Source organism: Orrella marina, assembly GCF_003058465.1.
Classification (GTDB): domain Bacteria; phylum Pseudomonadota; class Gammaproteobacteria; order Burkholderiales; family Burkholderiaceae_B; genus Algicoccus; species Algicoccus marinus.
Window position 1 is genome coordinate 2,373,123 of sequence record NZ_CP028901.1, and the last position, 24,608, is coordinate 2,397,730.

The following is a 24,608-nucleotide window of genomic DNA, read 5'->3' on the forward strand; positions in this document are numbered from 1 at the left end:
CTTGACTTCAGTTTGGCAATTGCGCCAGTACAGTACTGGTCGCGCTGACTTTGTCGCCGATGGCTACACGAGGTCGCGATCCAATCGGCAGATAGACATCGACGCGAGATCCGAAACGTATAAAACCGTATCGCTCACCACGTGCCAGAGTCTGATCCTCTTTAGCGTAGCAAAGAATACGCTTGGCTACCAAACCAGCCACCTGCACAGCAGTGACTACATGCCCGTCCGGCGTGTGAATCACCATTGCATTGCGCTCATTCTCCAGCGACGCCTTGTCCAGAGCAGCGTTGAAAAACTTGCCTGGGAAGTAAGTTACTTTCCTCACAGTACCATCAACCGGGCTGCGGTTACTGTGAACATTGAACACGTTCATGAAAACACTGATCTTGAGTGCCTTGCGTTCGGCATATGGATCGTCCACTTCGGCGATCATGACAATTCGACCGTCGGCCGGACTCAAGACGGCTCTTGGCTCACTACTGCCTTCACGTGGCGGATCTCTGAAAAACTGCAGCACAAAAAGCGCAATGATCCAGAAGATGATTGAGATACCTGGTGACAAGTAGGTCACGGCCAGCGCGATCACGATTGCAATAGCCAGAAACGGCCAGCCCTCTCGCGCGATAATGGGATGCGGATAATGCGGTTTATTCATATTAGGTCACTGGTTAACAAGCCGAAGGTTAACCGAAAAAAAACGCCCCGAAGGGCGTTTGAAGACAGTTTAGTAGACTAAACCATCAAATCTGATTCAAATCTGATCAGTTCTTGCTCTTGTCTACCAGCTTGTTGGCTGCAATCCAGGGCATCATCGCACGCAGTTTGCCACCGACCTGTTCGATCTGTGACTCTGCATTGATACGACGACGCGATGTCAGCGTCGGTGCACCAGCCTGATTTTCCAGGATAAAGCTCTTGGCATATTCGCCAGTCTGGATGTCGCGCAGGGCCTGACGCATCGCTTCTCGAGTCTCGTCGGTCACAATGCGTGGTCCTGTCACGTACTCACCATACTCGGCGTTGTTCGAGATCGAGTAGTTCATGTTGGCAATGCCGCCTTCATAGATCAAATCCACGATCAACTTGAGCTCGTGCAAGCATTCGAAGTAAGCCATCTCAGGTGCATAACCAGCCTCCACCAGCGTTTCAAAGCCGGCCTTGATCAGCTCAACGGTACCACCGCACAGGACAGCCTGCTCACCGAACAGATCGGTTTCGGTCTCTTCACGGAAGTTGGTTTCGATGATGCCAGCGCGGCCGCTACCAATTGCGCAAGCGTACGACAGCGCAACATCACGGGCAGCACCGGAGTTATCCTGATGCACAGCCACCAATGCCGGCACCCCGCCTCCCTGGGAATAGGTGCCACGCACGGTGTGGCCAGGCGCCTTGGGAGCAACCATGATCACGTCCACATCTTCGCGAGGCACAACTTGACCGTAATGCACGTTGAAACCGTGCGCGAAGGCCAGCGCAGCGCCCGATTTGATGTTGCTGTGGATGCTGTCACGATAGACTTGGGCAATGTTCTCGTCAGGCAGAAGCATCATGACCAGATCGGCCATCTTGGCGGCTTCGGCCACTTCGGCCACTTTGAGTCCGGCGTTTTCGGCCTTGGACCATGACGCACCGCCCTTGCGCAGACCCACCACAACATTGACACCTGACTCGTGCAGGTTCAAAGCGTGTGCGTGGCCTTGCGAGCCGTAACCAATAATGGCAACTGTTTTGCCTTTGATCAGGGAAAGGTCACAATCTTTGTCGTAAAAAACCTTCATATCAACTCCAGTCGAATTTTTGTTTTGCTACAGGATTGGTTGCAAAATACGTGTATCGAACAACTTGCGTAGCCATGCTGGCCGTGCAAAGCCGCCATCACAATTTGAGGATTCGTTCTCCGCGTCCGACACCACAAGACCCCGTACGAACGGTTTCCAGGATTGAAGTGCGATCCAGCGAACTGATGAACGCCTGCATTTTCTCCTGATCACCAGTGAGCTCGACGGTGTAAGTCTTGTCGGTGACATCCACAATATGACCCCGGAAGATGTCAGCCAGGCGCTTGATTTCCTCGCGTTCTTTACCGACCGCACGAACCTTGATCAGCATGAGCTCGCGCTCAATGTGCGGACCATCGGAAAGGTCCACGAGCTTGACCACATCGATCAACCTGTTCAGGTGCTTGGTGATCTGCTCGATGATTGCATCTGAACCAATCGTCGTGAGGGTTAGCCTGGACAGGGTGGGATCCTCAGTCGGCGCGACGCTCAGCGTTTCAATGTTGTATCCCCTGGCGGAAAACAGACCCACTACACGCGACAGCGCACCAGGTTCATTCTCCATGAGGACAGAAATCATGTGTTTCATGGCGCCACTCCTACAGATCTTCGGAACCGAGAAGCATCTCGGTCAAACCTTTACCCGCCTTCACCATCGGCCAGACGTTCTCGGACTGATCAGTGATGAAGTCAAGGAACACCAGGCGATCTTTCCTGGCGAAAGCCTCTCTGAGCGCACCTTCCACATCCGCTGGCTTGTCAATGCGCATCCCGACGTGGCCATAGGCCTCGGCCAGTGCAACAAAATCAGGCAATGCGTCCATGTAGGACTCGGAATAACGTGAGCCGTAGTCAATCTGCTGCCATTGGCGAACCATGCCAAGATACCGGTTATTCAGACAAAGAATCTTCGGCGTCAGACCGTACTGACGGCAGGTCGAGAATTCCTGGATGTTCATCTGGATAGAGCCTTCACCAGTAATGCAGGCAACCGTCGCATCCGGGTTGGCCATCTGGACACCCATGGCGTACGGCAGACCGACACCCATCGTTCCGAGTCCACCGGAATTGATCCAGCGGCGTGGCTCATCAAATCCGTAATACTGCGCAGCCCACATCTGATGCTGTCCAACATCCGATGTCACGAACGCCTGTCCTTCGGTGATTTCCCAGAGTTTTTCTACGACAAACTGAGGCTTGATCAGCTCATCCGAGGGAGCATACTTCAGACACTGACGCGAGCGCCAGACCTCAATCTGATCCCACCATTTCTTGATCCCTTCAGCGCCAAAACCAGCGTCCTTGGGCGCAGCCTCAATCTGAGCGATCATCTCATTCAGGACGTCCTTGACGTTCCCGACGATCGGCACATCGACCTTGACTCGCTTTGAAATCGAAGAAGGATCCACGTCAATGTGGATGATCTTGCGAGGATGCTGTGCAAAATGTTTCGGGTTGCCGATGACCCGGTCATCAAACCTGGCCCCGATCGCAAGCAGTACATCGCAATGCTGCATGGCCATATTGGCCTCGTAGGTTCCATGCATGCCAGGCATACCTACAAACTGCTGATCAGTTGATGGATAGGCACCGAGTCCCATCAGCGTATTGGTACAAGGCGCACCCAGTAGTCGCACCAAGGCACGCAACTGCTCCGATGCATTCGACAAGATCACGCCACCGCCCGAGTAAATCATCGGACGCTCAGCCTGCAGCAACATCTGCACGGCTTTCTTGATCTGGCCTTGATGTCCTTTGACCACCGGCGCATAGGAGCGCATCACCACATCTGAAGCTGGTGGCGCGTACTTGGTCCTGGCAACGGTAATATCTTTCGGAATATCAACCAGAACCGGACCTGGTCTTCCGGACTTGGCAATAAAGAAGGCCTTGCGCATGACATCAGCCAGCTCTTTGACGTTTCGGACCAGGAAGTTATGCTTGACACAGGGCCGAGTGATGCCAACCGTATCGCACTCCTGGAAAGCATCTTCCCCGATCGCGTGAGTTGGCACCTGGCCACTGATGATGACCATCGGGATCGAATCCATATAGGCCGTCGCAATGCCTGTCACCGCATTGGTAACGCCAGGTCCGCTGGTCACCAGACACACACCAACCCGCTCAGACGAACGCGAATACGCATCAGCCGCATGAACAGCAGCCTGCTCGTGTCGAACGAGGATGTGCTTGAAATTCTTTTGTTTGAAAATTGCGTCGTAGATGTAGAGCACCGCTCCGCCTGGATACCCAAAGACGTGATCAACGCCTTCTTCAGCCAGACAGCGCACGACGATTTCGGCGCCTGTCAGTTCCATGTTGTAAATCCTTTCATGACCCGCTTCACCTTTCCGGATATGTGACTGACCGTCAGGGTTAGTTCACATGGAAGCTACGCTGGCATCTGTCACATGACTGACGCTTTCAGACTCACGGAGCCTGGCCGCCCACCCACACAACAAACCCGACGCACCTTCACCGTTCGGTTCGGCACGCGCCCCATTGGCGCATTGGATTGAAACGGATGCCTGGTTCACCGCTCGTGGCGGGAATTTTGGCAAAAATTGACTATGCCGGTGTCAGACAGGTCATCTGATCCTGGCACAGAGACTGGAAGAATTAGAGGTACATAATTCTGCAGAATCTACCAATTTAACTTTTTCCGCAGTGCAGCGCAAATCACCCACCCCGCCTGTTGCCGTGAAGACACACAAACGAGGCAGTGCAGACCTGACTGACATCGGTACACGCACCTGCCACACCAGACACAACAGCTCGCCCAAAATCAGGTAGAGTTCGAGCATGACCGAGTCCCGACTTTCTCGCCTGCAACGTTTCATCTACAGCCACCACTTTGTCAGTGGGGCCAGACGTGGCTCGGGAGTCATCCTTGCATTCGTCGTAGCGAGCGCACTTCTCGGCAATCCAAACGCAGGCATGATTGCCGCACTCGGCGCACTTTGCGTCGGCATCATCGATCAGCCCGGACCCTTGTCGCAACGCATCAGGGAAATGACGGGTGGACTCTTTCTGGGCGTTCTTGCCGTCAGTCTGACCGGCTTCGCATCCAGCCATCCCTTTTTGCTACTGATATCGGTTGTCGGTCAGACCTTCGCTTTCTCAATGTTTGCGGTATTTGGCAAACGCGGTGCGATCATCGGACTTGGCTGTCTCATCGTAACGGTAACGACCATGCATACGCCGCTCACACCTGACGAGGTGCTTGAGCACACACTCATCACCCTGGGAGGAGGGCTGTTCTATCTCTTGTTCAGTTCCCTGGCAAGTCTCCCACTGTCAGTACGTGAAGAAGAGCAGGCTCTGTCAGTAGCGCTCTTTGCAACTGCCAACTACGTCTATGCTCGCGGGGAGATGTACGACCCGGGCACTGATATCGATGAAGCCTATCGCAAACTGCTAGCCAGCCAGGCGGTCATGAGCGACCAGCACCAGTCTGCCCGTGACATGATCATGCGGCGATTGTCTAAAGAGGCACTGGTCGAGTCTCCTCGAAAGATCATGATATGGAACATCTACATCGACATGGTGAACATGCTCGAGATGCTGGTGGCGACTCATACTGACTACACACTGCTGCACAGAAAACTCGGTGAGTCCGACACCATCATTTTCATGCGCGATGCACTCCTGAAAATGTCATCCGAGCTTGAACGTATCGCCCAGGCCGTCACCCGTGAAAAACGGGTTCATCGCCGCAATAGCGTCAAGGCAGAATTACGAGCGCTTGAGTACGAACTTGAACAGATGAAACGTAGTGGTTTTCAGAAGGAAGAAGCACAGACGTATGCCATTTGCGTTCAAGTCCTGCGCAGGCTGCGAAACTCCAATCGCCTGATCGAACACATGCTGGCACAAACCAGCATGCCACGCGATGAGAAGCCGCTTAACATTGATCAACTTGAAACATCCCTGGTCGAATTTCTGTCACGACAGTCGTTCCGGCCAGGTCTGCTCACGAGCAATCTTCGCAAAGACTCACCCACCTTCAGGTTTTCGCTCAGGGTCAGCCTGGGGGTTGCAATCGCACTGATGCTAGGCATTGTCTTTCCACAACTCGGACCACACGGTTACTGGATCGTGTTGACCGTGATCATCATCATGAAACCTGCGTTTGCACTGACCAAGCAGCGCAACACCGCACGACTGACTGGCACACTGCTCGGCTGCGTGATCGCTTTCGTAGTTTTCTTTCTGACCGATGACACCCGGACCCTGATCCTGATCATGGTCGCCTCCATCATCATCGGATTCAGCTTCACGATCATCAACTACCTGGTCGCGTCTGTTTTTATGACGGTCACCCTGCTGATCGCCCTGCACTTCCTGTTACCCTCGTCTTATGATCTGGTTGCCGAGCGAGCACTCGATACAGTACTTGGCTCGATCATCGCGTTTGCCTGCAGCTACTTCCTGCCCTGGTGGGAAGCGAATTCCCTGCCTTCGCTTGCCCGTGCAGCCATCCGTGCGAATCAGGAGTATCTGCGCAGCGCGATTCGATTACTTGAGTTGCCTGGTGATGACCCGGGCCGGGATCGTTATCAACAGTACGGCCTGCCACTTGCCAGAAAAAATGCGCTTGTTGCGTTCAGCAATTTCGCACAAGCCTTCTACCGGATGATGGGTGAGCCGGCTTCGCAACAACGCTGTGTATCCGAATTCAACAATCTTCTGATTCAGAGTCACATCATGGCAGCGCAAATCAGTACCTTGATCACGGCTTCCAGTCTTCCCGGCACAGAAGTGGCCCCACTGGTCGACTCGCTTAAACAGATCGACGCCGCGCTCGAGAACCGGGCCCTCGAGCAGATCAGTCAAAGCCTGCTCAACCGTTCAGCAGAAACGGAGCCGGCAGACTGGTACTTCCCTCTTGGTCAGTTGCAGCGTGCTGTACAGAACATCATCCGCGAATCAATGGCAATTCGGGCAGAGCCTGCGAACGCCTGAGCATAGATTGCGAGTATTGTGCGTTTCTTGCGTTACTTGCGTTACCTGCGTTACCTGCGCAACACACTCACCGCACCATCCTTTCCTGGGCATACAGACCACCCTGGCTCTAATTGCCTCAAAGGCCTGCCTCAGTTAATCTTGATGCGGTGCATTCATCGCGTTCAACTCTCAGGGATGTTATTCATCAGGATCACGACGAGAACGGATAGACGGATAGCCATGGCGAACCAATATGAAAACCGCACGTCTCAGATATTTGTAAACGACAAATCTGGTGAATGCTGCCATAGTGCCACTTTCGTTCAAAGACTGGCTGATAAACACGCAGGCAGCCGCTTGCATCGGTCGCGCGCTTGGTCTTTCAACATTCACCGCCCACTTCTACAACCGTAATCAGGAGATCACATTGAAAATCGCTGACATTCGCGCCAATGCGTATTCGATGCCATTCGCCAACCCTTCGTACCCGAAAGGTCCCTACAAGTTCATCAATCGCGAGTTCTTCATTATTTCTTATCGCACCGATCCGGACGCGTTGCGTGCCGTGGTGCCTGAACCGCTGCGCATTGAAGAGCCGATTGTGAACTATGAGTTCATCCGTATGCCGGACTCATCAGGTTTTGGAGACTACACCGAAACCGGACAAGTGATTGCCGTCGTTGACGAACAGGGTCGCAAAGGCGGATATACACACATGATGTACCTCGATGATGAGGCACCGATTGCTGGTGGACGCGAGCTGTGGGGCTTCCCCAAAAAGCTGGCAAACCCAACTTTGCGAGTAGAGTCTGACACACTCATCGGCACACTTGATTACGGTCCTATCCGGGTCGCAACGGGGACCATGGGTTACAAGTACGAGGAGCTCGACGCTGCTGCGCAGCAAAAAGCAATGTCAGAGAGTCCGAACTATCTGCTCAAGATCATTCCGCACGTTGACGGTTCGCCCCGGATTTGCGAACTGGTCCGGTTCTACCTGCAAGACGTGAAGGTCAAAGGCGCCTGGACAGGTCCGGTGCAACTTGAGCTCTTCAAGCATGCGCTTGCCCCCGTCGCAGACCTCCCAGTGCTGGAGATTATCGGGGCCAAGCACCTTGTTTGTGACCTTACTCTGGGGCTTGGGGAGGTGGCGTACGACTATCTGAAGGCGTAACGTCAGTATCGGTAACCGCCTGGGTTGCACTAGACACCTTTGCTACCTTGGCGCCCTCGGTCTCGCTTGCTGATTTTGTAGCCTTCTTTGCAGCTGACCGAGTGGCCGACCTGGTCGTGGCGCCTTTTGCACCCGCTGTCTTTCGTACAGCCTTTGCAGGCGCAGCCGCCTTCACAGCACGTGTTGCGCGTCCACCCTTCGAGCCCGGTTCGACCGCATTTTCTTCATCATCCACCTTCGACACACCAACTTGCGCATGATCAGCCGCAGCACTACGGGTCTGAGCTCCTGATCCGCGAGACTCTGACGAGCCAGGTCTACCGTGAAACTGACTCGAGCTGCGCTTGCGTGTGTGAACGTCAAACGTCACAAAGTTCTCACCTTCTGCAGGCATGTCCAGGCAATCCGGGTACTCGAGAGTTTCGTTCATATCATGCTGACCGGTCTGCCAGTGCATACGCATGGTTTCGTGACTGAACTGGTAATCCTTGTAGTGACCCTCTGTAGACTTGTTCTGATAAATGAGATGAATCACGTTATATCGTGCCCCCATCATGCGACGGACCATCTCGTCAAACCAGGGGTCATTATCACGCACTTCTTGCGGGATGCGGTCTACCGTATCGATCAGAACCTTTCGCATCTGCTGTGCCAGATGCACAACGTTGGTGACCGTACGAGTACGACTTGAGTACTGAATATCCTTGAGCCGCTCATTGACCTGGAAAATGTCCGTGGGCAACGAGCCCTGGGCACTCCAGAGGTCGACTTGAAATACCAGCGTGTCTTTGCGGGGCGAGCTGCCAAGAACGTACTCCAGCGGCGTATTCGAGACGCAGCCACCGTCCCAGTAAAACTCACCGTCAATTTCTGTCGCGGGAAAGCCTGGCGGCAAAGACCCGGACGCCACGAAGTGTTTGGGAGTAAGTTTGATCTTTTCGGAATCGAAATAAACGAAGTTGCCACTCGCAACATTGGTTGCACCGAGCGACACCCTGGTCTCGCCGCTATTGATGCGGTCAAAATCCGCCAGTCTTTCAAGTGTCTCGATGATCGGAGATGTGTCGTAGAAACTTGCAACATCAGGCGATCCGCTACCCGGCGCCATCACTCTGGGTTTGAAAAACCCGTGTTGCCCGTTAATGATGGAGCTCATCGCAGACATAGAACCAAGCATCGTCTGCGCAGCGCCGTCAAACCAGCTGGCCCAAGGGCTCGCCACCGGGGAGTGCACACTAAACATGCTCGCAAAGGGGTTGGCGGTTGCCTTGTCCGCATCGGATCTGACACCGCCGAACAAGCCCTCCATCCAGTTGACCGGACACATAGGTGGGCTGCAAATGGTGTCCCAGAATTCATGCAGGCGTTCAACACGTTTCTCCGGGGGATTGCCCGCAATGATCGCGCAATTGAGTGCGCCAATTGAAATCCCTGCAACCCAGTTAGGGTGAATGCCGGCATGGGCAAGTCCTTCATAAACACCCGCCTGATAGGAGCCGAGTGCACCACCTCCTTGAAGCACCAGGGCAACTTTGGGGTACTCCTGAATCTTCTTCGCGTATCTAGAATTAATCATGACTGGGACTCCCAATTTTCTGGTCGACGAAATACCAACTTGTCTTGCGAGGAAAGATCCGGAGCGAAAACATACCCCTCACTGTCAAAGCTTTGCAGTTGCTCTGGTCTGTTAACGCGATGCTTGATGGCATATCGCGCCATCAGTCCACGCGCTCTCTTTGCGTAGAAGCTAATGATCTTCCACTGCCCTGCTTTCTGGTCCTGGAAAACACACTGGATGACACGGGCATTGAGTGTCTTGAGATCGACCACCTTGAAGTACTCGTCAGAGGCCAGATTAATGATGACAGGATCTTTCTCTTTCGCAAGACGGCTGTTCAAATACGGAGAAACCACGTCCTTCCAGTACTCATAAAGATTCTTGCCCTTTGAGTTTTCAAGACGTGTGCCCATCTCAAGCCGATATGGCTGCATCAGATCCAACGGTCTCAGCACGCCGTAAAGACCACTCAGTATCGCCACATGTTCCTGCGCCCATTGCAAATCTTTGTCAGACAGGTCACTGGCCTGAAGACCCTCGTACACATCACCGTTAAAGGCAAGAGCAGCCGGCCTTGCATTGTGCAAGGAAAACCTTGGTGTCCACTGCTGATAGCGCTCGACATTCATTTCCGCCAGGGACTGGCTTAGTGACATGAGACCGGCAACCTCGTCAGCGGATTTTGCTTTAAGGACCTCAATCAATCCTTTGGACTCATCGACGAACAACGGATCGGAATGCAGGCTAGTCGCCAGTGGCGAGTCATAGTCAAGTTTCTTTGCAGGTGAGAGCAAAAAGAGCATGGTCGAACCACTCCGTATGGATACCTTTTACATCTCAAGTGTAAAGGTTTCCTGATGGAAATCGGCAGTAACCGGAAGCTCAAGGAGCCAGATGTTTTCTGATCCAGAATCTGTTAGAATCGTTGGCTTGCTGGGAGAGGTGGCAGAGTGGTCGAATGTACCTGACTCGAAATCAGGCGTACGGTTTTCCCGTACCGTGGGTTCGAATCCCACCCTCTCCGCCAGCAACCTGTACACAACCATTCCCGACAATGGACTAAACCCGCATAAACACTCCTTCTGCGAGTTTTTTTGCGCCCCCGTGTATATACAGCAATGGATGGACATATAGCCAATACTGGCTGCACTCTTGGATGTACCAAGCCAAACGGCATACGGGAAACAAAAACTGTCTGATGTGGCGTGCCCCTGGCAATCACAACATATGTCACAGCCAGGGCAGGTGCAAAGCACACCCACGTGACAACTGATCTGGCATCAAAGTGGTTGTACAAAACAGCAGCACCGCTCATGCGCGTGCACAAGGGTGTTGAAATTGCTTGCACATGAACTGAGCGCAAGAATCTGATGTCCGCAGACCTGTACGGCAAGAAGAGCATGTCGAGCAATGTTTGAGCACACATTATCGACAGAGCAGGCCCTGCAAATTCACGGCCTGATTTTGACTTGACAAGGAAAAGAGTGGGCAAGTGCGCCCCGGTGCTTGGAGCCTATCTGTCTAATCGTGACCATGCCGTCATCACCTGCGCAATTGAACCCTCCGAACACCTTGACCACATCATCACAACACGAACTCCATTACAAGGCAGCATAGCGCAGTTACCTGTAAAGGCCCGGTTCTCGAATCCACGTGAGCCGCTATGACAGGATCGACAGTCACCAGACCTACACCTTGACAGGTCCGACTGCACTCCGGCTTCAAATGACATGGATTTCTGCGGGCGCCGTCACTCGACACCCGAGCACACCGCCAGTTCAGCGCCCGCGCTATACAAGAAACGGCTTCCTGGAGTCGAGTGTCGCATCGACCTCATGCCTCAAACTGACAAATCTCTGTGCGCCCTATGCGCCCTGCAAAGGACCCTTGGCCCATGTCATTACACACAAGTCATTCGTCCTGCAGTTTCCGGGCAAATTTCAGTCCGGCTGCAAAGTCGACCACCCGCTGTAATCCGAGCCAGATCGTTTTGACGCCAGGCTCACCATCATCTTTGCGACCCAGGAAGCCACCGAGCACGGCAATCAGAAGGATCACTTCATTGAGTTTAGGGAGTGACTTCGGAACCTTCTTGCGGTTAAGGATGTATGCGGCCTGCCATTCGTCCTTTTCAAACAGCAGGGCGGCATCCAGATCCGGACAGGTTCTGCCCAGACGCATCAGTCGCGCAATGCGCGGGTCTTCGGCTCCGTGCTGTGTGGCCAGGACACCGACAGCAGCGACCTCGACATCCTCATAGACCCGACGCCGGAAACGACGCTGATGGATGTGGCCGCGATTCAGGTAGAACTGGAGCGCCTGCTTGGGGTGTCGGTCGATGTACTCACGCCCAGGGCCTTGCCCGACGCTTTCCGCAGCCGGGTTCTCTCTGAGGCGGTGCCGGTATGTCCAGGGCGATGCGCGTCTCGGACCACCTCAGTCACATCCTCAAGGCCGTCGAGCGTATCGACCGCTATACGGCAGACATGGACGAGGTGGCATTCCTGAACAGCGAGCTTGTCCAGGACGCAGTGATCCGCAACATCGAGATCATTGGCGAAGGCATCGAACAACATACAGCGCGTTGACCCAGTTGACCCAGCGTTCGCCGCGCAACACTACCATATTCCTTGGCGGGTCCTGTACACCATGTGCAATCGCCTCTCGCATGGCTACGACAAGGTGGACATGGAAATCGTCTGAAATACAATTCAAGGTGATCTGCCGGTGCTGTGCTGTATCAGCAGGTGCAGGCGATTGCCGGTGTGGCGCTAGACAATGGTTCTGATTTCGGGTGTGCGCCACAAGGGCGGCGACAAAGTGCTCTGCACTGAACACATGGGCCGGTCGTCGCTGCCACGACGGGCATGTTGGCGGATATGGCAGAGCAGTAGATGCGCGCTGAAAGCATTACCGAACAGGCTCTTCAGAATGTGGCAATGATTGGCCACACACTGCGCAAAGCCGCACCAGATAACGGTTTACCGGAAAGAGCGTCGAACTACGAACTTGGCGAAGTTTAGCCATACCTGCGAACATCCTGAACCTCCCTGACTTCAAGGTGCAGCGGGTCGAGCAGGCCGACCACGACTATCACGTCTACGCAGAAGTATCGAACCTTCCCAACGTCTGCACGGCCCGCGGCTCCGACCGCCTTCTCATCGAACTTTCCGGCTGAAACCAGGTGAAACGGGGTATTCCCGTCGATCGTGACCGGCACCATAACGGTTCGCACCTACTGACCTCGCAGAGCTCTTGCCAATGACCGCATCGCTCTCGCTTGTCGTGTTTCCAGACACTATGTGTGCATGAGGCGAGCATTAAACGCATCAAATGCTGACTTCAATGCTCACCCGCATTGAATCGAGCATTGTGAGCTTCGTTTACGAGTCAGCATGACGCAGTTGTAGAAAACTTCACAATAATGGACCCTGGTGTTCAGACCAGTATCACAATGGAGATTCAGGCCAGAATAGCGGCAAAGCTCGATGGGACAACCCACCGCACCGTTTGGAAGGGCTGCAACACACTGAGTTCAGCTCCGTGCAGTTCGACGCATGGGGTGATGGTCGTTATCAGAGTAACCTGAAAAACCGTCTTTTCTTCGTCTCAATCTGGCTCACAAACAACGCGATTTCGGCCAGATCGCTTGGCTTCATAAAGTAGCTCATCTGCGCGAGACAATGCCTGATCCAGCCCCTCAGAGTGCGGATCAATACACACAAGACCAATCGACACTGTCAGTCGAATAACACCACCGTCGTTCACCGATCTTTCACTTGCCTGAATCGCCAGATTCTCCACCGCCATCCTGATGCGTTCGGCAATCTCTTTTGCGTCCTGCCGCGTTGCGGTCCGAAGCAAGATCGCAAGCTCTTCACCGCCCATCCTCGCGACAATATCTCCGGTTCGAACTGATTGCTGGCACGCCTGAGCAAACGCCTTGAGCACAAGGTCACCAGCGGCATGTCCAAATCTGTCGTTGATTTGCTTGAAATGATCAATATCCAGACAAAGCAACGCGCAGATCTGTCCGGATCGCGGCAAATGCCTCAGTTCTTGCTCAGCAAGCAAAAAGAAATTTCTGCGATTGAAGGCACCAGTCAACGGATCTGTGAATGCTTGCTCGCGCAACTGATCCTCTAACAACCGACGCTGAGTCACATCCAATAGCGTTGTCCGCGTCATGAGAAACTCACCCTGCTCGCTGTAGACCGCTTTCGCAGTGAGCGACACTGGAAAGCTTGAACCGTCCTTGCGACACATCCGCATCGGATAGTCGACGATTGCACCTCTGGACTTGAGTATCTCCAGGTGAGTTTGATCCGACGGCGTTTGTGGGCGCGAAGGATCTGGCACCAGTATCTGTGAGAAGTGCATTTTCCCGACCAACTCGTCACGGCCGTAGCCGATCCATTCAAGCGCTGTGTCGTTGATTCGGACATAGACCCCTTGCCCATCGACTGACTGGTAACCGCAAGGCGCGTTCTCGTAAAGATCCGAGAGTTCTTTCGCGTGATCGCTTTGCACACGCATCATATGCTGACGCAACAGCCGCTGCTTTGCGACAGCCCAGCTTACGAACGCAACGAATAAAACGAGCAAGGCCAATAGCAGCTGCACCCAATTCTGGTAAAGCAAAGTTCCACCAAGCCACACAGACTCTGGAAGGTACAGGAGTGAAATCCACCGCTGTGCCTGGGCATCACGCGTAAGTTCTTGCGACAGTGACTGTGAAGGTGCTGTTGTTACAGCCTGAAACGGGGCGTCAGCAAATGCCTGCAAGGGATAAATTGCCTCGGACAGATAAAGACCGTCGCTAACCTGCACCACACTGCTGTCAGATGCTTTAAGCACATGCCAAAGTGATGGGTCCTGCCGCGCCAGAGTTTGATCCGGTTGTCCAAGCAGCCAGCCCCAGGTTGACCGGTGTGTGTCGGTTGTTAGCCAGTAACCGCTTTGATTTAACAAGGAGAAATCGATTGAATTCGGTGCGCCACCCTGTATCAGGGCTCTAGCCCAGTTAAAGATCCGTTGACCATCCAGATTCGCAACGACAATTCCCAGCAGTGATCCTTGTGCGTCGGTGATCGGAGAGGCGATTCTGAGGGTGGTAACCAAAGGCTCCTGGATGCGACCGTTTTCTTCATTCAGATCGATTTCAGAAACGTAGATCTCGCCAGGCTTCAAGCGCATCGCAATTTTGAAGTAGTCTGTTTCATCTTTGAATTGCAGCTCGGCGTCAGGAACTTTCGCGACATCAAGACCTGCTCTACGGACAGAACTCTTTTGGGCACCAGCCTGTGCACCATTGGTGTCTTCCACACGATTGATGCGAACAATCTCATACCCTGCTGAGTCAAGAATTCTGAGCTGACTATAAAAGTTAAAGCTATCAACAGCTCGCAACAAGTGGGCACCTAGCTCAGCCTTGGCTCTGTGCTGATCCGGTGCGGAAACAACAACCCGTCTCGTTAGAGGCAGCATGCTCAACATACGAACCTGTACCCCGGCCAAAAGATCAGTAGTACCGAGAGCAACAGCACAAAAAAGTAAGTAAATGCTAAACGGGCTGTTCGAAATACGCTAGTTGGAGTGGATGGGTGCGCCATAAAAGACCATAAGCAGAACCTAATATCGGCCAGAGTACCATCTGTTACAACAAGACAGCATTGCATGCTGGCACGGGCGACGATGCCTCACGTCCCGCCTAGTCAACCCAAAACAGGGTGCCCCGAAGGACACCCTGAGAATAGCGACAAGATGCCGAGTTACCCATCCGTTGAGGTCAGCCTGCACAGTCGTGTTTGCACGAACAACGGACGAGCCCACAAATCCCGGATTCTTCGCAATTGCGAAACACCGGAACTGAGCAACACTGACCTCTAAAGAACTACACGCCCCGGTGCACCCAGGCCATCGGCGAGTCAGGCCATGAAACAAACCGCAGAGCTGATCCGCAGATCTTCCAGCGACCGCCACACCGCCTTGCGGCAGCTACAAGATGGGAGCAGGTATGGCGCAGACTCGAGCTAGACGCATTTCCGGCACTTGGCAGCATCCCGGCAGATGCTCTCACAGCGGCCCATGTGCGGGATTGCGTTAAAGCCATCGAGGCACGGGGGGCGATCAAGGCGGGAGGATACTGCAATGATGACCGAAACCATGGCGACTATTGACGGACCTCGATCAAGCAGGCTGAGCGTGCAAGCGAATACCCAAGGCTCTAATCACTTTCCAGATGGTTGCAAACTCAGGGTTTCCTTCTCCCGAGAGAGCACGGTAAAGACTCTCCCGCTTAATTCCGCTTTCCTTCGCAAGCTGGCTCATCCCGTGCGCACGGGCGATGACCCCGAGCGCATGGGCAATGAACTTCGGATCGTCGCCAGCCTCCTCAAGTGCGGCATCAAGATAGGCGGCAATTTCTTCTTCGGTGCGAAGGTGAAAGGCAGAATCCCAGGGCCGGGTCTGTGTTTTTTTCATGGCTCACTCCAAATCAAGAGCGCTGGAAATTTCTTTGGCACGCGCTATGTCGTTCTGCTGGCTGGATTTATCCCCACCACAAAGCAGCACTACAAGCACCTCACCACGTTGAACGTAATACACCCTGTAGCCAGGTCCGTAGTTGATGCGCAATTCAACAATTCCACCCCCGACAGACTTGCTGTCACCAGGGTTGCCCATTTCAAGGCGATCAATACGAGTCTGAATGCGTACCCGAGCGCGGATATCACGCAGCCCCATAAACCAGTCATCGAAGCATTCAGTTGTGCGAATCGAATACATAGCGAAAATGTAACCCATGGGGGACACTTTTGCAATCGCTATCAAGCGCCATGCGTATACACCTATGTTGCATATTTTCAAGGTATGCCGCGTAAAAGCCGCACTGCTGAGACAAAAGCAGTCGGGCTTGGAACCCCGAACTACTCAAGGCGGACGACCGCCACCTGGCGGTATTTTTACGTCCGAACGCTACTGTGCGCCATCTATGGGCGAGCCGTGGCGAGAACGGCTACGGCCGTGCCGGTTGCCCGTGAGTGACTAGTAGATCGTTCCATCAATATAGTTACAAAATAGAGTATAACGGCCATGATACTTTTATGTTTCCTGGAGGGAAACCATCATGGCCAGAAAAACCAGTCGCGCCGCACTGGTGTTGACAGCAGAACAGCGCGCAATGCTCACGCAGCTTGCGGGCTCTCGAACCGCACCGATTCGCGAGGTTGAACGGGCCAAGATACTCTTGGGTTACGCCGATGGGGCTTCGATCAGCGACTTGATGCGCCAGATCGGTGTGGGCCGACCCATGATTTACAAGTGCATTGACAAGGCACTGGCTGCCGGGGCCAGCGCAGGCTTGAAAGACTCCTATCACCGTCCACACGAGCCAGAAATCTCTGACGAAGCAAAAGCGTGGGTGGTGAGTATCGCCTGCGTCAAGCCGAAAGATCTGGGTTTGTCTGCGGAGCTCTGGACCATCTCGGCACTGGCGGCTCATATCCGCAAGCATGCTCTCGAGGTGGGGCACACCAGACTCGCCGAGGCCGGCAAGAGCACCATCTGGCGAATTCTGAACGAGAACGCAATCAAGCCACACAAGATTCGGTACTACCCCGAGCGCCGAGATCCGGAGTTTGATCGCAAGATGCAAGAGGTGCTGCTTGTCTATCGGGGGTCTCGCTCTATCAGAACTGCCACACCCGGAAGTCTGCCACAAACCCGGTCTACACCGTCAGCGTGGATGAGAAACCGGGGGTGCAGGCGCTGGGCCTGACTGCACCCGATTTACCGCCGGTCCCCGGCAAGGCCGCAACAGTGTCGCGCGACTACGAGTATGTCCGCCATGGCACGGTTTCCATTCTGGCCGGCATTGACTTGCACTCCGGTCATATCTTTGCGCGCACCGAGGATCGCCACCGAAGTGTCGAATTCATTGCTCTGCTCAAGGAAATTGATGCGTACTATCCACCCGAGTCAGTCATACGGCTGGTTCTGGACAATCACTCTTCGCACATCTCAAAAGAGACCATGGCTTATCTGGCCACGTGCCCCGGTCGGTTCGAGTACGTCCACACACCCAAACATGGATCGTGGCTCAACCTGATCGAATGTGCATTCTCGAAGATGGCAAGAACCTTCTTGCGTCACATTCGGGTCGATTCGATCGAAGAGTTGAAAACCAGAATCATGAAAGGAGTCGAGGAGATGAATCAGCTGCCCGTGGTGTTTCGCTGGAACAAGTTCGACCTCGGGCTTTCATGATTTGTAACTGTATTGTTGAAACGATCTACTAGTGAGTATTCCGGTCGATCCTCGACCTTCCTTCCCGACAAGGGCGATACCCCAACCTCTTTTCAGGAGCGAGACCTACACTCGATGATGGCTGCTCAGCCAGGCTACTGCGGATTGACCAGGCGGACAGAGGGCGTCCACAGCTCACAGTCTTCTTCCTTGTCAAGTCAAAGACAGTGCGATCTGCGTGATCGGGATGCCTAGATTCTTTCCGGTACTGGTCCGTACATGATGAAGAAAGGATTCACATTGACGGTAGCCTGCCCGTCACTCACCTTCAAGTACTTTCGCTCTTCAGATTTCCCTAGCCCGGATTTTTCACGGAAATGGGCGGTATTTGTTTAACCCATTGATACAATTGGGATTACGCCAATAACGCTTCGTAAGAAGCTTAAACAAAACCGCCCATGAATGATTCTATCCCAACCCAGCTTCGCTTTCCTGCCAGTGCTGGTTTCACCGTGCGTGCACAGTTTGATGGTGGTGCCCTGTCGAGCGATTTCGGCGCCATCCTGCTTCGGGGTACGGATCTGCAAACCGGGCTGATCTCGCGTCTGGCTGGCGCAATCCATGACAAACGCCATCCGTCGTATATCTCGCATTCCATGACCGATCTGCTGCGCCAGCGCGTGTTCCAGAGCGCATGCGGATATGCCGATGGCAATGACGCCAACGCCTTGCGTGCAGACCCGATGTTCAAGCTCGCCGCGGGCCGTGCACCGCTGGACGCAGACACCGACCTCGCCTCAGGCCCGACGCTGTCACGGCTGGAGAACAATCTGACTCGTCGTGATATCTATCGTCTTGCCAAAAGCTTTGTCCACGCCTTTATCGACAGCTATGCCCAGGCCCCGGCCTTGATCGTGCTCGACATGGATCACTTCGAGGATCCCACTCACGGCCAGCAGGAACTCGCCTTTTACAACCACCATTACCGCCACCACTGCTACATGCCGTTGTTTCTGTTCGAGGGACTCTCGGGCAAGCTGATCACGGCCATCCTGCGCCCGGGCAAGCGCCCCACAGGTCGGGAAAATGCCGCCATCATCGCGCGTGTGGTGCGCGCGCTGCGCCAGGCCTGGCCCGACACCCACATCATCTTGCGCGGTGATGGCCATTTCTCCAACCCGGAACTCATGGCGTTATGTGAGCAGGACCCCGCAATGGACTTCATCTTTGGACTGGCGGGCAACAAGGTGCTGCTACCCCTGGCGCAACCGTTGCTTGAGCGAGCAAAGTCCCATTACCAGTCGCGCTGCGAAAGCGCCCGCCATCTCGGCTTGCCTGCCCCGGGTGCAACCCGCCTGTATGACGACCTGTCCTATCAGGCCGGCACCTGGCCCAAGGCCTATCGGGTCGTGCTCAAGGCTGAGGTGATGGCGCTGGGCGAGAACCCCCGGTTTGTGGTGAGCTCACTGAACGAGCCCACAGCCGAGTTGCTCTATCGCGAGCTGTACTGCGCTCGCGGCCAGGACGAGAACTACATCAAGGCCATCAAGAACGATCGGGCCAGCGATCGCACCTCTGACCACACCTTCCTTGCCAACCACATGCGGATGTTCTATGCCTGTGCAGCGTATGTGCTGATCCACAGCCTGCGTGAGAATACGCTGGCACACACGGAGCTGGCCAGAGCGCAGCCCGGGACCATCATCCTCAAGCTGTTCAAGCTCGCCGTGCGGGTCGTGCAGTACAAAGACCGGATTCGTCTGTCCTTGCCCACAGGGTGTCCGGTGAAAGGGATTCTGGAGCGGGTGACCGAACTGCTCTACCAGACACAGCGGCCACCCGCACCGGCCTGAGCGCAGACACGCGATCAGACAACCCTTTAAAAATTCAAAACCGAGACATCGGAGGTTGATGCACGCTTGTTGCTGACCCGTTCAGGCCGAAATCGGCGAAAGCAGGTAAGAAGTTGGCAAAATCCACTCTCCAATCTGCATGGCACGCGCAACGGAAACGTCAAAGGGTGCAGAAATCAGGAAGAACCAGGGAAGTCGCAGCACTCAGGCCCGGTTTATGAAACGTTCGGGTTAAAGACACGTAACAACCTGCAAATCAATCAGATTTCAGATTTTTTGTCGTTCGCAGTCCCATATTTCTCATTGAGATACCGCCCATGCTGGCGGTATTTGTAACAGTGCTCACCTGACCCTGACCAGGCTGTCACGGATGTGTCATCAAGCCGAAGCGGAGTGCGACAATCTCCCACCTTCAATGGCATTGGACCCAACGGGCGTTGAGTCCAGATCAGACCTCCTGGTTTTCGGGTATGGACAACTCGACGCCCTCCGAACAACCTCCTGCTACGAGCTTCTCGTGCGCTCAAGCATTCATCGCTGAAACCTCATTGCAGAGTGATCAGCAAATCGTCTCAACCAGATTTCTACAACACGTTGTGCTTTTCCAGTTGTGCGCGCAACCTTGGATACACCCTCAATGCATTGCCACTCATGATTTTGTTGCGATCATCTGCAGATAGATGCGCAACAGCATCGATATACCGCTTGGTATCATCGTAGAAGTGGCCAGTTGTAGGATCAATGCCCTTGACCGCCCCGACAATCTCAGATGCAAAAAGGATATTCTCGGCAGGAATGACGTTTAACAAAAGGTCAACACCAGGCTGATGGTAGACGCACGTATCAAAAAAGACATTGTTCAGCAGTTCCTGCAGCGGAGGCCGACCGAGGTTCTGAGCAAGCCCACGATATCGGCCCCAATGGTAGGGAACTGCACCTCCGCCATGGGGAATGATGAACCGCAGTGTCGGAAAGTCTTTGAAAACATCGCCCTGAATGAACTGCATGAAGGCAGTCGTATCACCATTAAGATAGTGCGCGCCTGTGTGATGAAAATTCGGGTTGCAAGAGCAACTGACATGAATCATCGCCGGCACGTCAAGTTCCACCAGTTTCTCGAACAAGGGATACCAGTGTCGCGCTGTAAGAGGGGGATCCGTCCAGTAACCATCGGAAGGATCCGGATTCAGGTTGCAACCCACGAACCCGAGTTCCTCCACACACCGGGTGAGCTCAGCAACACAGTTGCCTGGACTGACACCAGGCGACTGCGGCAACTGACAAACACCTGCCAGTCTGCTGGGGTAGAGAGAAACAGCGCGATGAATCAAGTCATTGCACGCCCTTGACCAGTCGGCACTAATACGAGCATCTCCGTGGTGGTGTGCCATGGCACCCGCCGTCGGTGAAAAGATCGTCAGATCAACACCTCGTTCCGCCTGAATCTTTAGCTGATTGTTCTCCAGGCTTTCACGAATTTCATCATCGGTGATATTGACCTGTGGATCAAGATAGGTCCCTTCCGACTCAAATCGCGCCAGCTGCTTCTGACGAAACTCGTTGAGCTGCTTAGGTGCGGTGGTGTAGTGACCATGACAGTCAATTACCAGACTCTTCTGCATGTTTCTCTACCTCAACTCGTAGCCAGATCAATTAAAGCTGATGCCGGCATCACTGATTACCTTCTGCCACTTCTGCGTGTCGTCCTTGGCAAGCTGATCGAGCTTGGCGGGATTGGTGATCACGACATCGACGCCCTGCGCCTGAAGATTCTTGACAAGCTCGCTCTGACTATCGATATTCGAGAGAGCTTGTGTGATTTTTTCAATCACGGCGTCAGGTGTGTCCTTGGGAGCGTAAAAACCATACCAGGTGTTGTATTCGAATCCCGGGACGGCACGCGAGACCATTGGCACATCCTTCATGGCTTGGGATTGGGTCGGACCTGTCAGGCCAACCATCTTCAGCATGCCCTGATCCACCAGGCCCTGCAATGATGCCGGGCTGCTCAGCATGGCATGGACCTCCCCGGAAATCATGTCTTTAACGGCTTGCGATGATCCCTTGTAGTGAATGGTCTGCGCATCGATACCGGCAGCATTCTTGAAGTATTCAATACCGAGATGGCCAAGACCTCCCACACCTGGTGTTGCAAAGTTCAGTTTGCCCGGATTCTCTTTGGCGTAGGCAATGAACTCCTCAAGCGTATCGACAGGTAGCTTCGCAGAAATGAAAAGCCCGTGCGGACTTGACGTCGCCTGGGAGATGGGTCGTAGCAACTCATCGATCTGCATGGGTGGATTGGTTCGCAGTGGCTGTACAGTGACGTTACCCGAAGCCGCAAACAGCAGAGTATGACCGTCCGGATTCGCGCCTGCAACCGAGTTGATCGCCACGACACCGCCGCCGCCACCGCGGTTATCAACCACGGCTGATCCATTGAGCTCATCGCCGAGATATTGACCAAATGCACGGCCAGCCAGATCGGCTGGTCCACCAGCCGCAAAGGGAACAACAATACGAATGGGACTATCAGGATAGTCTGTTGCATCAGACGCCTGGGCTGGCAGGCCACTCAAGGCTAGCGCAGCAGTCGCGCCAACAAGAGACTTTTTGAATACATCAAGATGGAAAGAAACTGCCATGACTACTCCCTGTTCATTATTAAAGCTTGTAGATCGACGCCCATCGCCGCAGCGCGATTGCCATTGCGCCAGACGGCGATCCAACTCACCTCGCTTAGTGAGCCTGAGCTTATCATGGGGCAGACTCGGGTCGGCTTGCACTCTAAGCAGGATTCCAGCGAACGGAAGGCTGGCTCCACGCGAAAGCCCCCGCACAAGCAAAACTGCGGGGCAACAAATCCTGTGCGCCTTACGCGCGGTAGTGACCAATTAGGGCACTTTTCTCGCGACGATGGCCCGCTCACTGCCCGGAAAACGCCACTGTTGCCCGTCAACCACGAACTGTACCGACCGCCCCATGCCATCCGCGAAACCGGTTTGGGGTTCGAGTGCCAGAGTTGCGCCATCCAAGCGACCCTGAACTGGCAGCGCCGTGCCAGACGATGGCGTATAGGTACCAGTGACATTCTGAAATGACTGCCTGATATCCAGCACACCGTCGGGCATTCCGGGGACGCCCGAGAACTGCCATTTACCCTCAACCTTTGCTGGAACAATCCATAAATAGGCACTCCAGCCATCCTCGACAGATGTGGTGTCGTCCGGTTGCCATGCTCCCATTCTGAATGTGTTCGACACCACCCGTGTCCCAGGTTTCATCGCCAGGATCTGGGGCTTTAACTGGATGTTCAAGCGTTCAAGCAAATAGAGCGTCAGAACGTCGGCTTTCGAGAAGATCGCTTCGAAGATGTCCCCGGTCACGATCGTCACCTTGTCCTCGACACCGGCAGCCCTGACCTTCTGCCTGGCAAACTCAGCCATATCCGGGTTGTACTCAATCCCCACTGCGGTCGCACCAAATTTTCGGGCAGCTTCAATCGCAATTTTTCCGTCTCCCGCGCCAAGATCGTACACAAGATCATCCGGTCCGACCTGGGCCATCTCAAGCATGTTGTCCACAAGCTTATCGGGCGTCGGCACCCACATCACATCCTTGCCATGCTGGGCACGTAAAGGTCGGTACTCTCCATCCGGACCGGTCGTAGAACAACCGCCAACCAGAAACACCGACACCAGCAAACCTGCAATCGGTGTGCGCCGATCGCACATCATTTCAGTTGATCGTCTCATGAAAACGCCCTCATCATCGCCCGTTTCATCGTAGCTGACTTTTATACGGGGTTCTCAGCTTTTACGCTTCACTTTTACGCGTAGCCGAAGCGACCGCCGCACTCAAAAGGGCCCCGGTTATACACAGCAAGCTAATGTCCCTGAAGGACCATAACATCGTCCCCGGTCGGTCATACTGACTGCTCTGACTGCTGTCCTGGCCCTTGTTCCGCGTAATCAGACAGCTTCCTGGGGCCTCTCGCCAACGCACTGGTCAGCGGTAGTTGTGGGTGGAATCGCGATTACCTTTCGATTTGTCCCTGCGCTTTACGCGTTACGGTTTCGTCTGGGCGTCAACCCGACTTCGGAGCGAGTGATCTGATCGCTAAACGCCACCTTGGTGCTGATCATCCCAAGGTCGACCTTTCCATGACCCTACGCTTGCGCCCTGCGTTGCTCTGAGCAGGATGCGAGGCGAGGCACCAAAAACCCTTCTGAACATCTTCGCAAAGGCTGCCGAAGAACTGTAACCCAACTCGGAAGCAATCAGGCCCAATGGTCGATTCTGCTCGGCCAGGGAGAACGCACGCATGAGGCGGGCTTGCTGGCGCCATGCATGAAACGTCATGCCAGTCTGTTGAGGAAACAGGCGCATGACACTTCTCTCGGACAAACCTACCCGGCTACCCAGCCGACCGATAGGCTCTGACTCACCAAGATGGTCAAGCACGTGCTGGCAGAGCTCGGCCAAGCGCTTGTCTGACGGGAACCTCAGCCCGAGCGGAGCGCTGACTTGCTGAGCGATTTCATCCACGATGACCTGCATGAGTCGGCCATCCGGACCATACTCGTCATATAGCGGTGAAATGGTCACGGCGCGTATGATCAATTCACGAAGCAGAGGTGAGATCGCCCGGACCTGGCACTCGTTATCCGGGAACGGAACGACTCCACTAGAAATATACAGTGTTCGCATTTCCACTTCCGTATCCATACGAACCGAATGCTCCACAGTTGCTGGAATCCAGAGGCCATAGCTTGGGGGGATCGTCCACACCGTGTTGAGCGCCTCGATGCTCATGACCCCCTTGATCGCGTAAACAAGCTGGTCACGTTCATGACTATGGCGCGCGATAACATGACCAGCTCGATCCGTTCTGGCGAATGCGACGACTGCGCGAGGAACCGCGTTGGCTGACTTTGCATCGGGGTGATGACTTAAGGTTTGCAACGCGAGCGAGGGAGATGGCGGTTTTGGAATCATTATTGGCGATTCATGACAACAAGGCCATCATACTCTAGATCAAACTGCTTGAA

At 54.2% G+C, this 24,608-nt stretch carries 20 protein-coding genes, 1 tRNA gene and 3 pseudogenes; 9 read left to right on the forward strand and 15 right to left on the reverse strand.

Going from position 1 to position 24,608, the window contains the following annotated elements:
- Positions 1–7: 7 nt before the first annotated feature.
- The 4 genes from DBV39_RS10830 to DBV39_RS10845 form a co-directional block, all read right to left on the reverse strand.
- Positions 8–658, reverse strand: a complete 651-nt coding sequence (locus DBV39_RS10830; protein WP_108621538.1) for a phosphatidylserine decarboxylase — start codon at positions 656–658, stop codon at positions 8–10.
- Positions 659–764: 106 nt separating this feature from the next.
- Positions 765–1,781 (reverse strand): ketol-acid reductoisomerase, encoded by a 1,017-nt coding sequence (gene ilvC / locus DBV39_RS10835; RefSeq protein ID WP_108621539.1) that lies wholly within the window; start codon positions 1,779–1,781, stop codon positions 765–767.
- A 97-nt stretch (positions 1,782–1,878) separates the two neighbouring features.
- A complete protein-coding gene (ilvN, locus tag DBV39_RS10840) occupies positions 1,879–2,370 on the reverse strand; it encodes an acetolactate synthase small subunit (protein WP_108621540.1) in 492 nt (163 codons plus the stop codon).
- A 10-nt stretch (positions 2,371–2,380) separates the two neighbouring features.
- Positions 2,381–4,099, reverse strand: coding sequence for an acetolactate synthase 3 catalytic subunit (locus tag DBV39_RS10845; protein WP_108621541.1), 1,719 nt, complete (start codon positions 4,097–4,099; stop codon positions 2,381–2,383).
- Between the two features lie 484 nt (positions 4,100–4,583).
- On the opposite strand from DBV39_RS10845, the gene DBV39_RS10850 reads away from it, so the two are divergent.
- Together DBV39_RS10850 and DBV39_RS10855 are read left to right on the forward strand one after the other, a co-directional pair.
- The gene (locus DBV39_RS10850; protein WP_108621542.1) at positions 4,584–6,746 is read left to right on the forward strand and encodes an FUSC family protein; all 2,163 of its coding nucleotides are present in this window, start codon (positions 4,584–4,586) and stop codon (positions 6,744–6,746) included.
- 409 nt (positions 6,747–7,155) lie between these two features.
- Positions 7,156–7,902 (forward strand): acetoacetate decarboxylase, encoded by a 747-nt coding sequence (locus DBV39_RS10855; RefSeq protein WP_108623228.1) that lies wholly within the window; start codon positions 7,156–7,158, stop codon positions 7,900–7,902.
- Here DBV39_RS10855 and DBV39_RS20635 read toward each other — a convergent pair.
- Together DBV39_RS20635 and yaaA are read right to left on the reverse strand one after the other, a co-directional pair.
- Positions 7,856–9,478 (reverse strand): DUF3734 domain-containing protein, encoded by a 1,623-nt coding sequence (locus tag DBV39_RS20635; RefSeq protein WP_108621543.1) that lies wholly within the window; start codon positions 9,476–9,478, stop codon positions 7,856–7,858. The two genes, DBV39_RS10855 and DBV39_RS20635, sit on opposite strands and share 47 nt — an antisense overlap.
- Entirely contained in the window at positions 9,475–10,263 is a 789-nt protein-coding gene (yaaA, locus tag DBV39_RS10865; RefSeq protein WP_108621544.1) for a peroxide stress protein YaaA, read from the reverse strand. Before yaaA ends, DBV39_RS20635 begins: the two co-directional genes overlap by 4 nt.
- A gap of 133 nt (positions 10,264–10,396) precedes the next feature.
- Between yaaA and DBV39_RS10870 the strand changes: the two genes are divergently transcribed.
- Positions 10,397–10,487: transfer RNA gene (locus DBV39_RS10870), tRNA-Ser, on the forward strand.
- Between the two features lie 884 nt (positions 10,488–11,371).
- Here DBV39_RS10870 and DBV39_RS19975 read toward each other — a convergent pair.
- Positions 11,372–11,656, reverse strand: a pseudogene (locus DBV39_RS19975) (IS4 family transposase); the annotation flags it as partial.
- Here DBV39_RS19975 and DBV39_RS10880 point away from each other — a divergent pair.
- From DBV39_RS10880 to DBV39_RS20445, 3 genes and pseudogenes are all read left to right on the forward strand, one after another.
- Positions 11,609–11,866 (forward strand): annotated as a pseudogene (locus tag DBV39_RS10880) (nucleotidyltransferase family protein); the annotation flags it as partial. The pseudogenes DBV39_RS19975 and DBV39_RS10880 sit on opposite strands and share 48 nt — an antisense overlap.
- Positions 11,866–12,048: a HepT-like ribonuclease domain-containing protein gene (locus DBV39_RS20440; protein WP_322348711.1), complete on the forward strand. Its 183-nt coding sequence runs from the start codon at positions 11,866–11,868 to the stop codon at positions 12,046–12,048. The pseudogene DBV39_RS10880 and the gene DBV39_RS20440, both read left to right, overlap by 1 nt.
- The gene (locus DBV39_RS20445) at positions 12,014–12,163 is read left to right on the forward strand and encodes a HepT-like ribonuclease domain-containing protein (RefSeq protein ID WP_322348712.1); all 150 of its coding nucleotides are present in this window, start codon (positions 12,014–12,016) and stop codon (positions 12,161–12,163) included. Before DBV39_RS20440 ends, DBV39_RS20445 begins: the two co-directional genes overlap by 35 nt.
- A 316-nt stretch (positions 12,164–12,479) precedes the next feature.
- Here DBV39_RS20445 and DBV39_RS19515 read toward each other — a convergent pair whose 3' ends face one another.
- Both DBV39_RS19515 and DBV39_RS10890 read right to left on the reverse strand, forming a co-directional pair.
- Entirely contained in the window at positions 12,480–12,695 is a 216-nt protein-coding gene (locus DBV39_RS19515) for a hypothetical protein (RefSeq protein ID WP_159078906.1), read from the reverse strand.
- Between the two features lie 374 nt (positions 12,696–13,069).
- Positions 13,070–14,947, reverse strand: coding sequence for a diguanylate cyclase (locus DBV39_RS10890; RefSeq protein WP_159078907.1), 1,878 nt, complete (start codon positions 14,945–14,947; stop codon positions 13,070–13,072).
- A 476-nt stretch (positions 14,948–15,423) separates the two neighbouring features.
- On the opposite strand from DBV39_RS10890, the gene DBV39_RS20640 reads away from it, so the two are divergent.
- Positions 15,424–15,639 carry a phage integrase central domain-containing protein gene (locus DBV39_RS20640; protein ID WP_407669287.1) on the forward strand — a complete coding sequence of 72 codons (216 nt, stop codon included), beginning with the start codon at positions 15,424–15,426 and terminating at the stop codon, positions 15,637–15,639.
- Positions 15,640–15,649: 10 nt separating this feature from the next.
- On the opposite strand, the gene DBV39_RS10895 is transcribed toward DBV39_RS20640, so the two are convergent.
- Complete coding sequence (locus DBV39_RS10895; protein ID WP_108621547.1) at positions 15,650–15,943, reverse strand: addiction module antidote protein; 294 nt, start codon at positions 15,941–15,943, stop codon at positions 15,650–15,652.
- 3 nt (positions 15,944–15,946) lie between these two features.
- Entirely contained in the window at positions 15,947–16,264 is a 318-nt protein-coding gene (locus DBV39_RS10900) for a type II toxin-antitoxin system RelE/ParE family toxin (RefSeq protein WP_407669184.1), read from the reverse strand.
- Positions 16,265–16,586: 322 nt separating this feature from the next.
- Here DBV39_RS10900 and DBV39_RS10905 point away from each other — a divergent pair.
- A pseudogene (locus tag DBV39_RS10905) lies at positions 16,587–17,725 on the forward strand (IS630 family transposase).
- A 437-nt stretch (positions 17,726–18,162) separates the two neighbouring features.
- Positions 18,163–19,557 (forward strand): IS1380 family transposase, encoded by a 1,395-nt coding sequence (locus DBV39_RS10910; protein ID WP_108621548.1) that lies wholly within the window; start codon positions 18,163–18,165, stop codon positions 19,555–19,557.
- Positions 19,558–20,141: 584 nt separating this feature from the next.
- Here DBV39_RS10910 and DBV39_RS10915 read toward each other — a convergent pair.
- From DBV39_RS10915 to DBV39_RS10930, 4 genes are all read right to left on the reverse strand, one after another.
- Positions 20,142–21,167 (reverse strand): amidohydrolase family protein, encoded by a 1,026-nt coding sequence (locus DBV39_RS10915; protein ID WP_108623230.1) that lies wholly within the window; start codon positions 21,165–21,167, stop codon positions 20,142–20,144.
- Positions 21,168–21,206: 39 nt separating this feature from the next.
- On the reverse strand, positions 21,207–22,202 hold the full coding sequence (locus DBV39_RS10920; RefSeq protein WP_108621549.1) for a Bug family tripartite tricarboxylate transporter substrate binding protein: 996 nt from the start codon (positions 22,200–22,202) through the stop codon (positions 21,207–21,209).
- Between the two features lie 249 nt (positions 22,203–22,451).
- Positions 22,452–23,312, reverse strand: coding sequence for a methyltransferase domain-containing protein (locus tag DBV39_RS10925; protein WP_108621550.1), 861 nt, complete (start codon positions 23,310–23,312; stop codon positions 22,452–22,454).
- A 364-nt stretch (positions 23,313–23,676) separates the two neighbouring features.
- A complete protein-coding gene (locus DBV39_RS10930; RefSeq protein WP_108621551.1) occupies positions 23,677–24,555 on the reverse strand; it encodes an AraC family transcriptional regulator in 879 nt (292 codons plus the stop codon).
- Between the last annotated feature and the right edge of the window lie 53 nt (positions 24,556–24,608).

Bases quoted from the DNA above. Each gene is read 5' to 3' on its own strand.
- DBV39_RS10920 (WP_108621549.1), bottom strand. From the start codon at position 22,202: ATGGCAGTTTCTTTCCATCTTGATGTATTCAAAAAGTCTCTTGTTGGC.
- DBV39_RS10930 (WP_108621551.1), bottom strand. From the start codon at position 24,555: ATGATTCCAAAACCGCCATCTCCCTCGCTCGCGTTGCAAACCTTAAGT.
- yaaA (WP_108621544.1), bottom strand. From the start codon at position 10,263: ATGCTCTTTTTGCTCTCACCTGCAAAGAAACTTGACTATGACTCGCCA.
- ilvC (WP_108621539.1), bottom strand. From the start codon at position 1,781: ATGAAGGTTTTTTACGACAAAGATTGTGACCTTTCCCTGATCAAAGGC.
- DBV39_RS10910 (WP_108621548.1), top strand. From the start codon at position 18,163: ATGAATGATTCTATCCCAACCCAGCTTCGCTTTCCTGCCAGTGCTGGT.
- DBV39_RS10850 (WP_108621542.1), top strand. From the start codon at position 4,584: ATGACCGAGTCCCGACTTTCTCGCCTGCAACGTTTCATCTACAGCCAC.
- DBV39_RS20440 (WP_322348711.1), top strand. From the start codon at position 11,866: ATGTCCAGGGCGATGCGCGTCTCGGACCACCTCAGTCACATCCTCAAG.
- DBV39_RS10830 (WP_108621538.1), bottom strand. From the start codon at position 658: ATGAATAAACCGCATTATCCGCATCCCATTATCGCGCGAGAGGGCTGG.
- DBV39_RS10900 (WP_407669184.1), bottom strand. From the start codon at position 16,264: ATGGGTTACATTTTCGCTATGTATTCGATTCGCACAACTGAATGCTTC.
- DBV39_RS10890 (WP_159078907.1), bottom strand. From the start codon at position 14,947: ATGCTGCCTCTAACGAGACGGGTTGTTGTTTCCGCACCGGATCAGCAC.
- ilvN (WP_108621540.1), bottom strand. From the start codon at position 2,370: ATGAAACACATGATTTCTGTCCTCATGGAGAATGAACCTGGTGCGCTG.
- DBV39_RS10925 (WP_108621550.1), bottom strand. From the start codon at position 23,312: ATGAGACGATCAACTGAAATGATGTGCGATCGGCGCACACCGATTGCA.
- DBV39_RS10895 (WP_108621547.1), bottom strand. From the start codon at position 15,943: ATGAAAAAAACACAGACCCGGCCCTGGGATTCTGCCTTTCACCTTCGC.
- DBV39_RS10845 (WP_108621541.1), bottom strand. From the start codon at position 4,099: ATGGAACTGACAGGCGCCGAAATCGTCGTGCGCTGTCTGGCTGAAGAA.
- DBV39_RS20635 (WP_108621543.1), bottom strand. From the start codon at position 9,478: ATGATTAATTCTAGATACGCGAAGAAGATTCAGGAGTACCCCAAAGTT.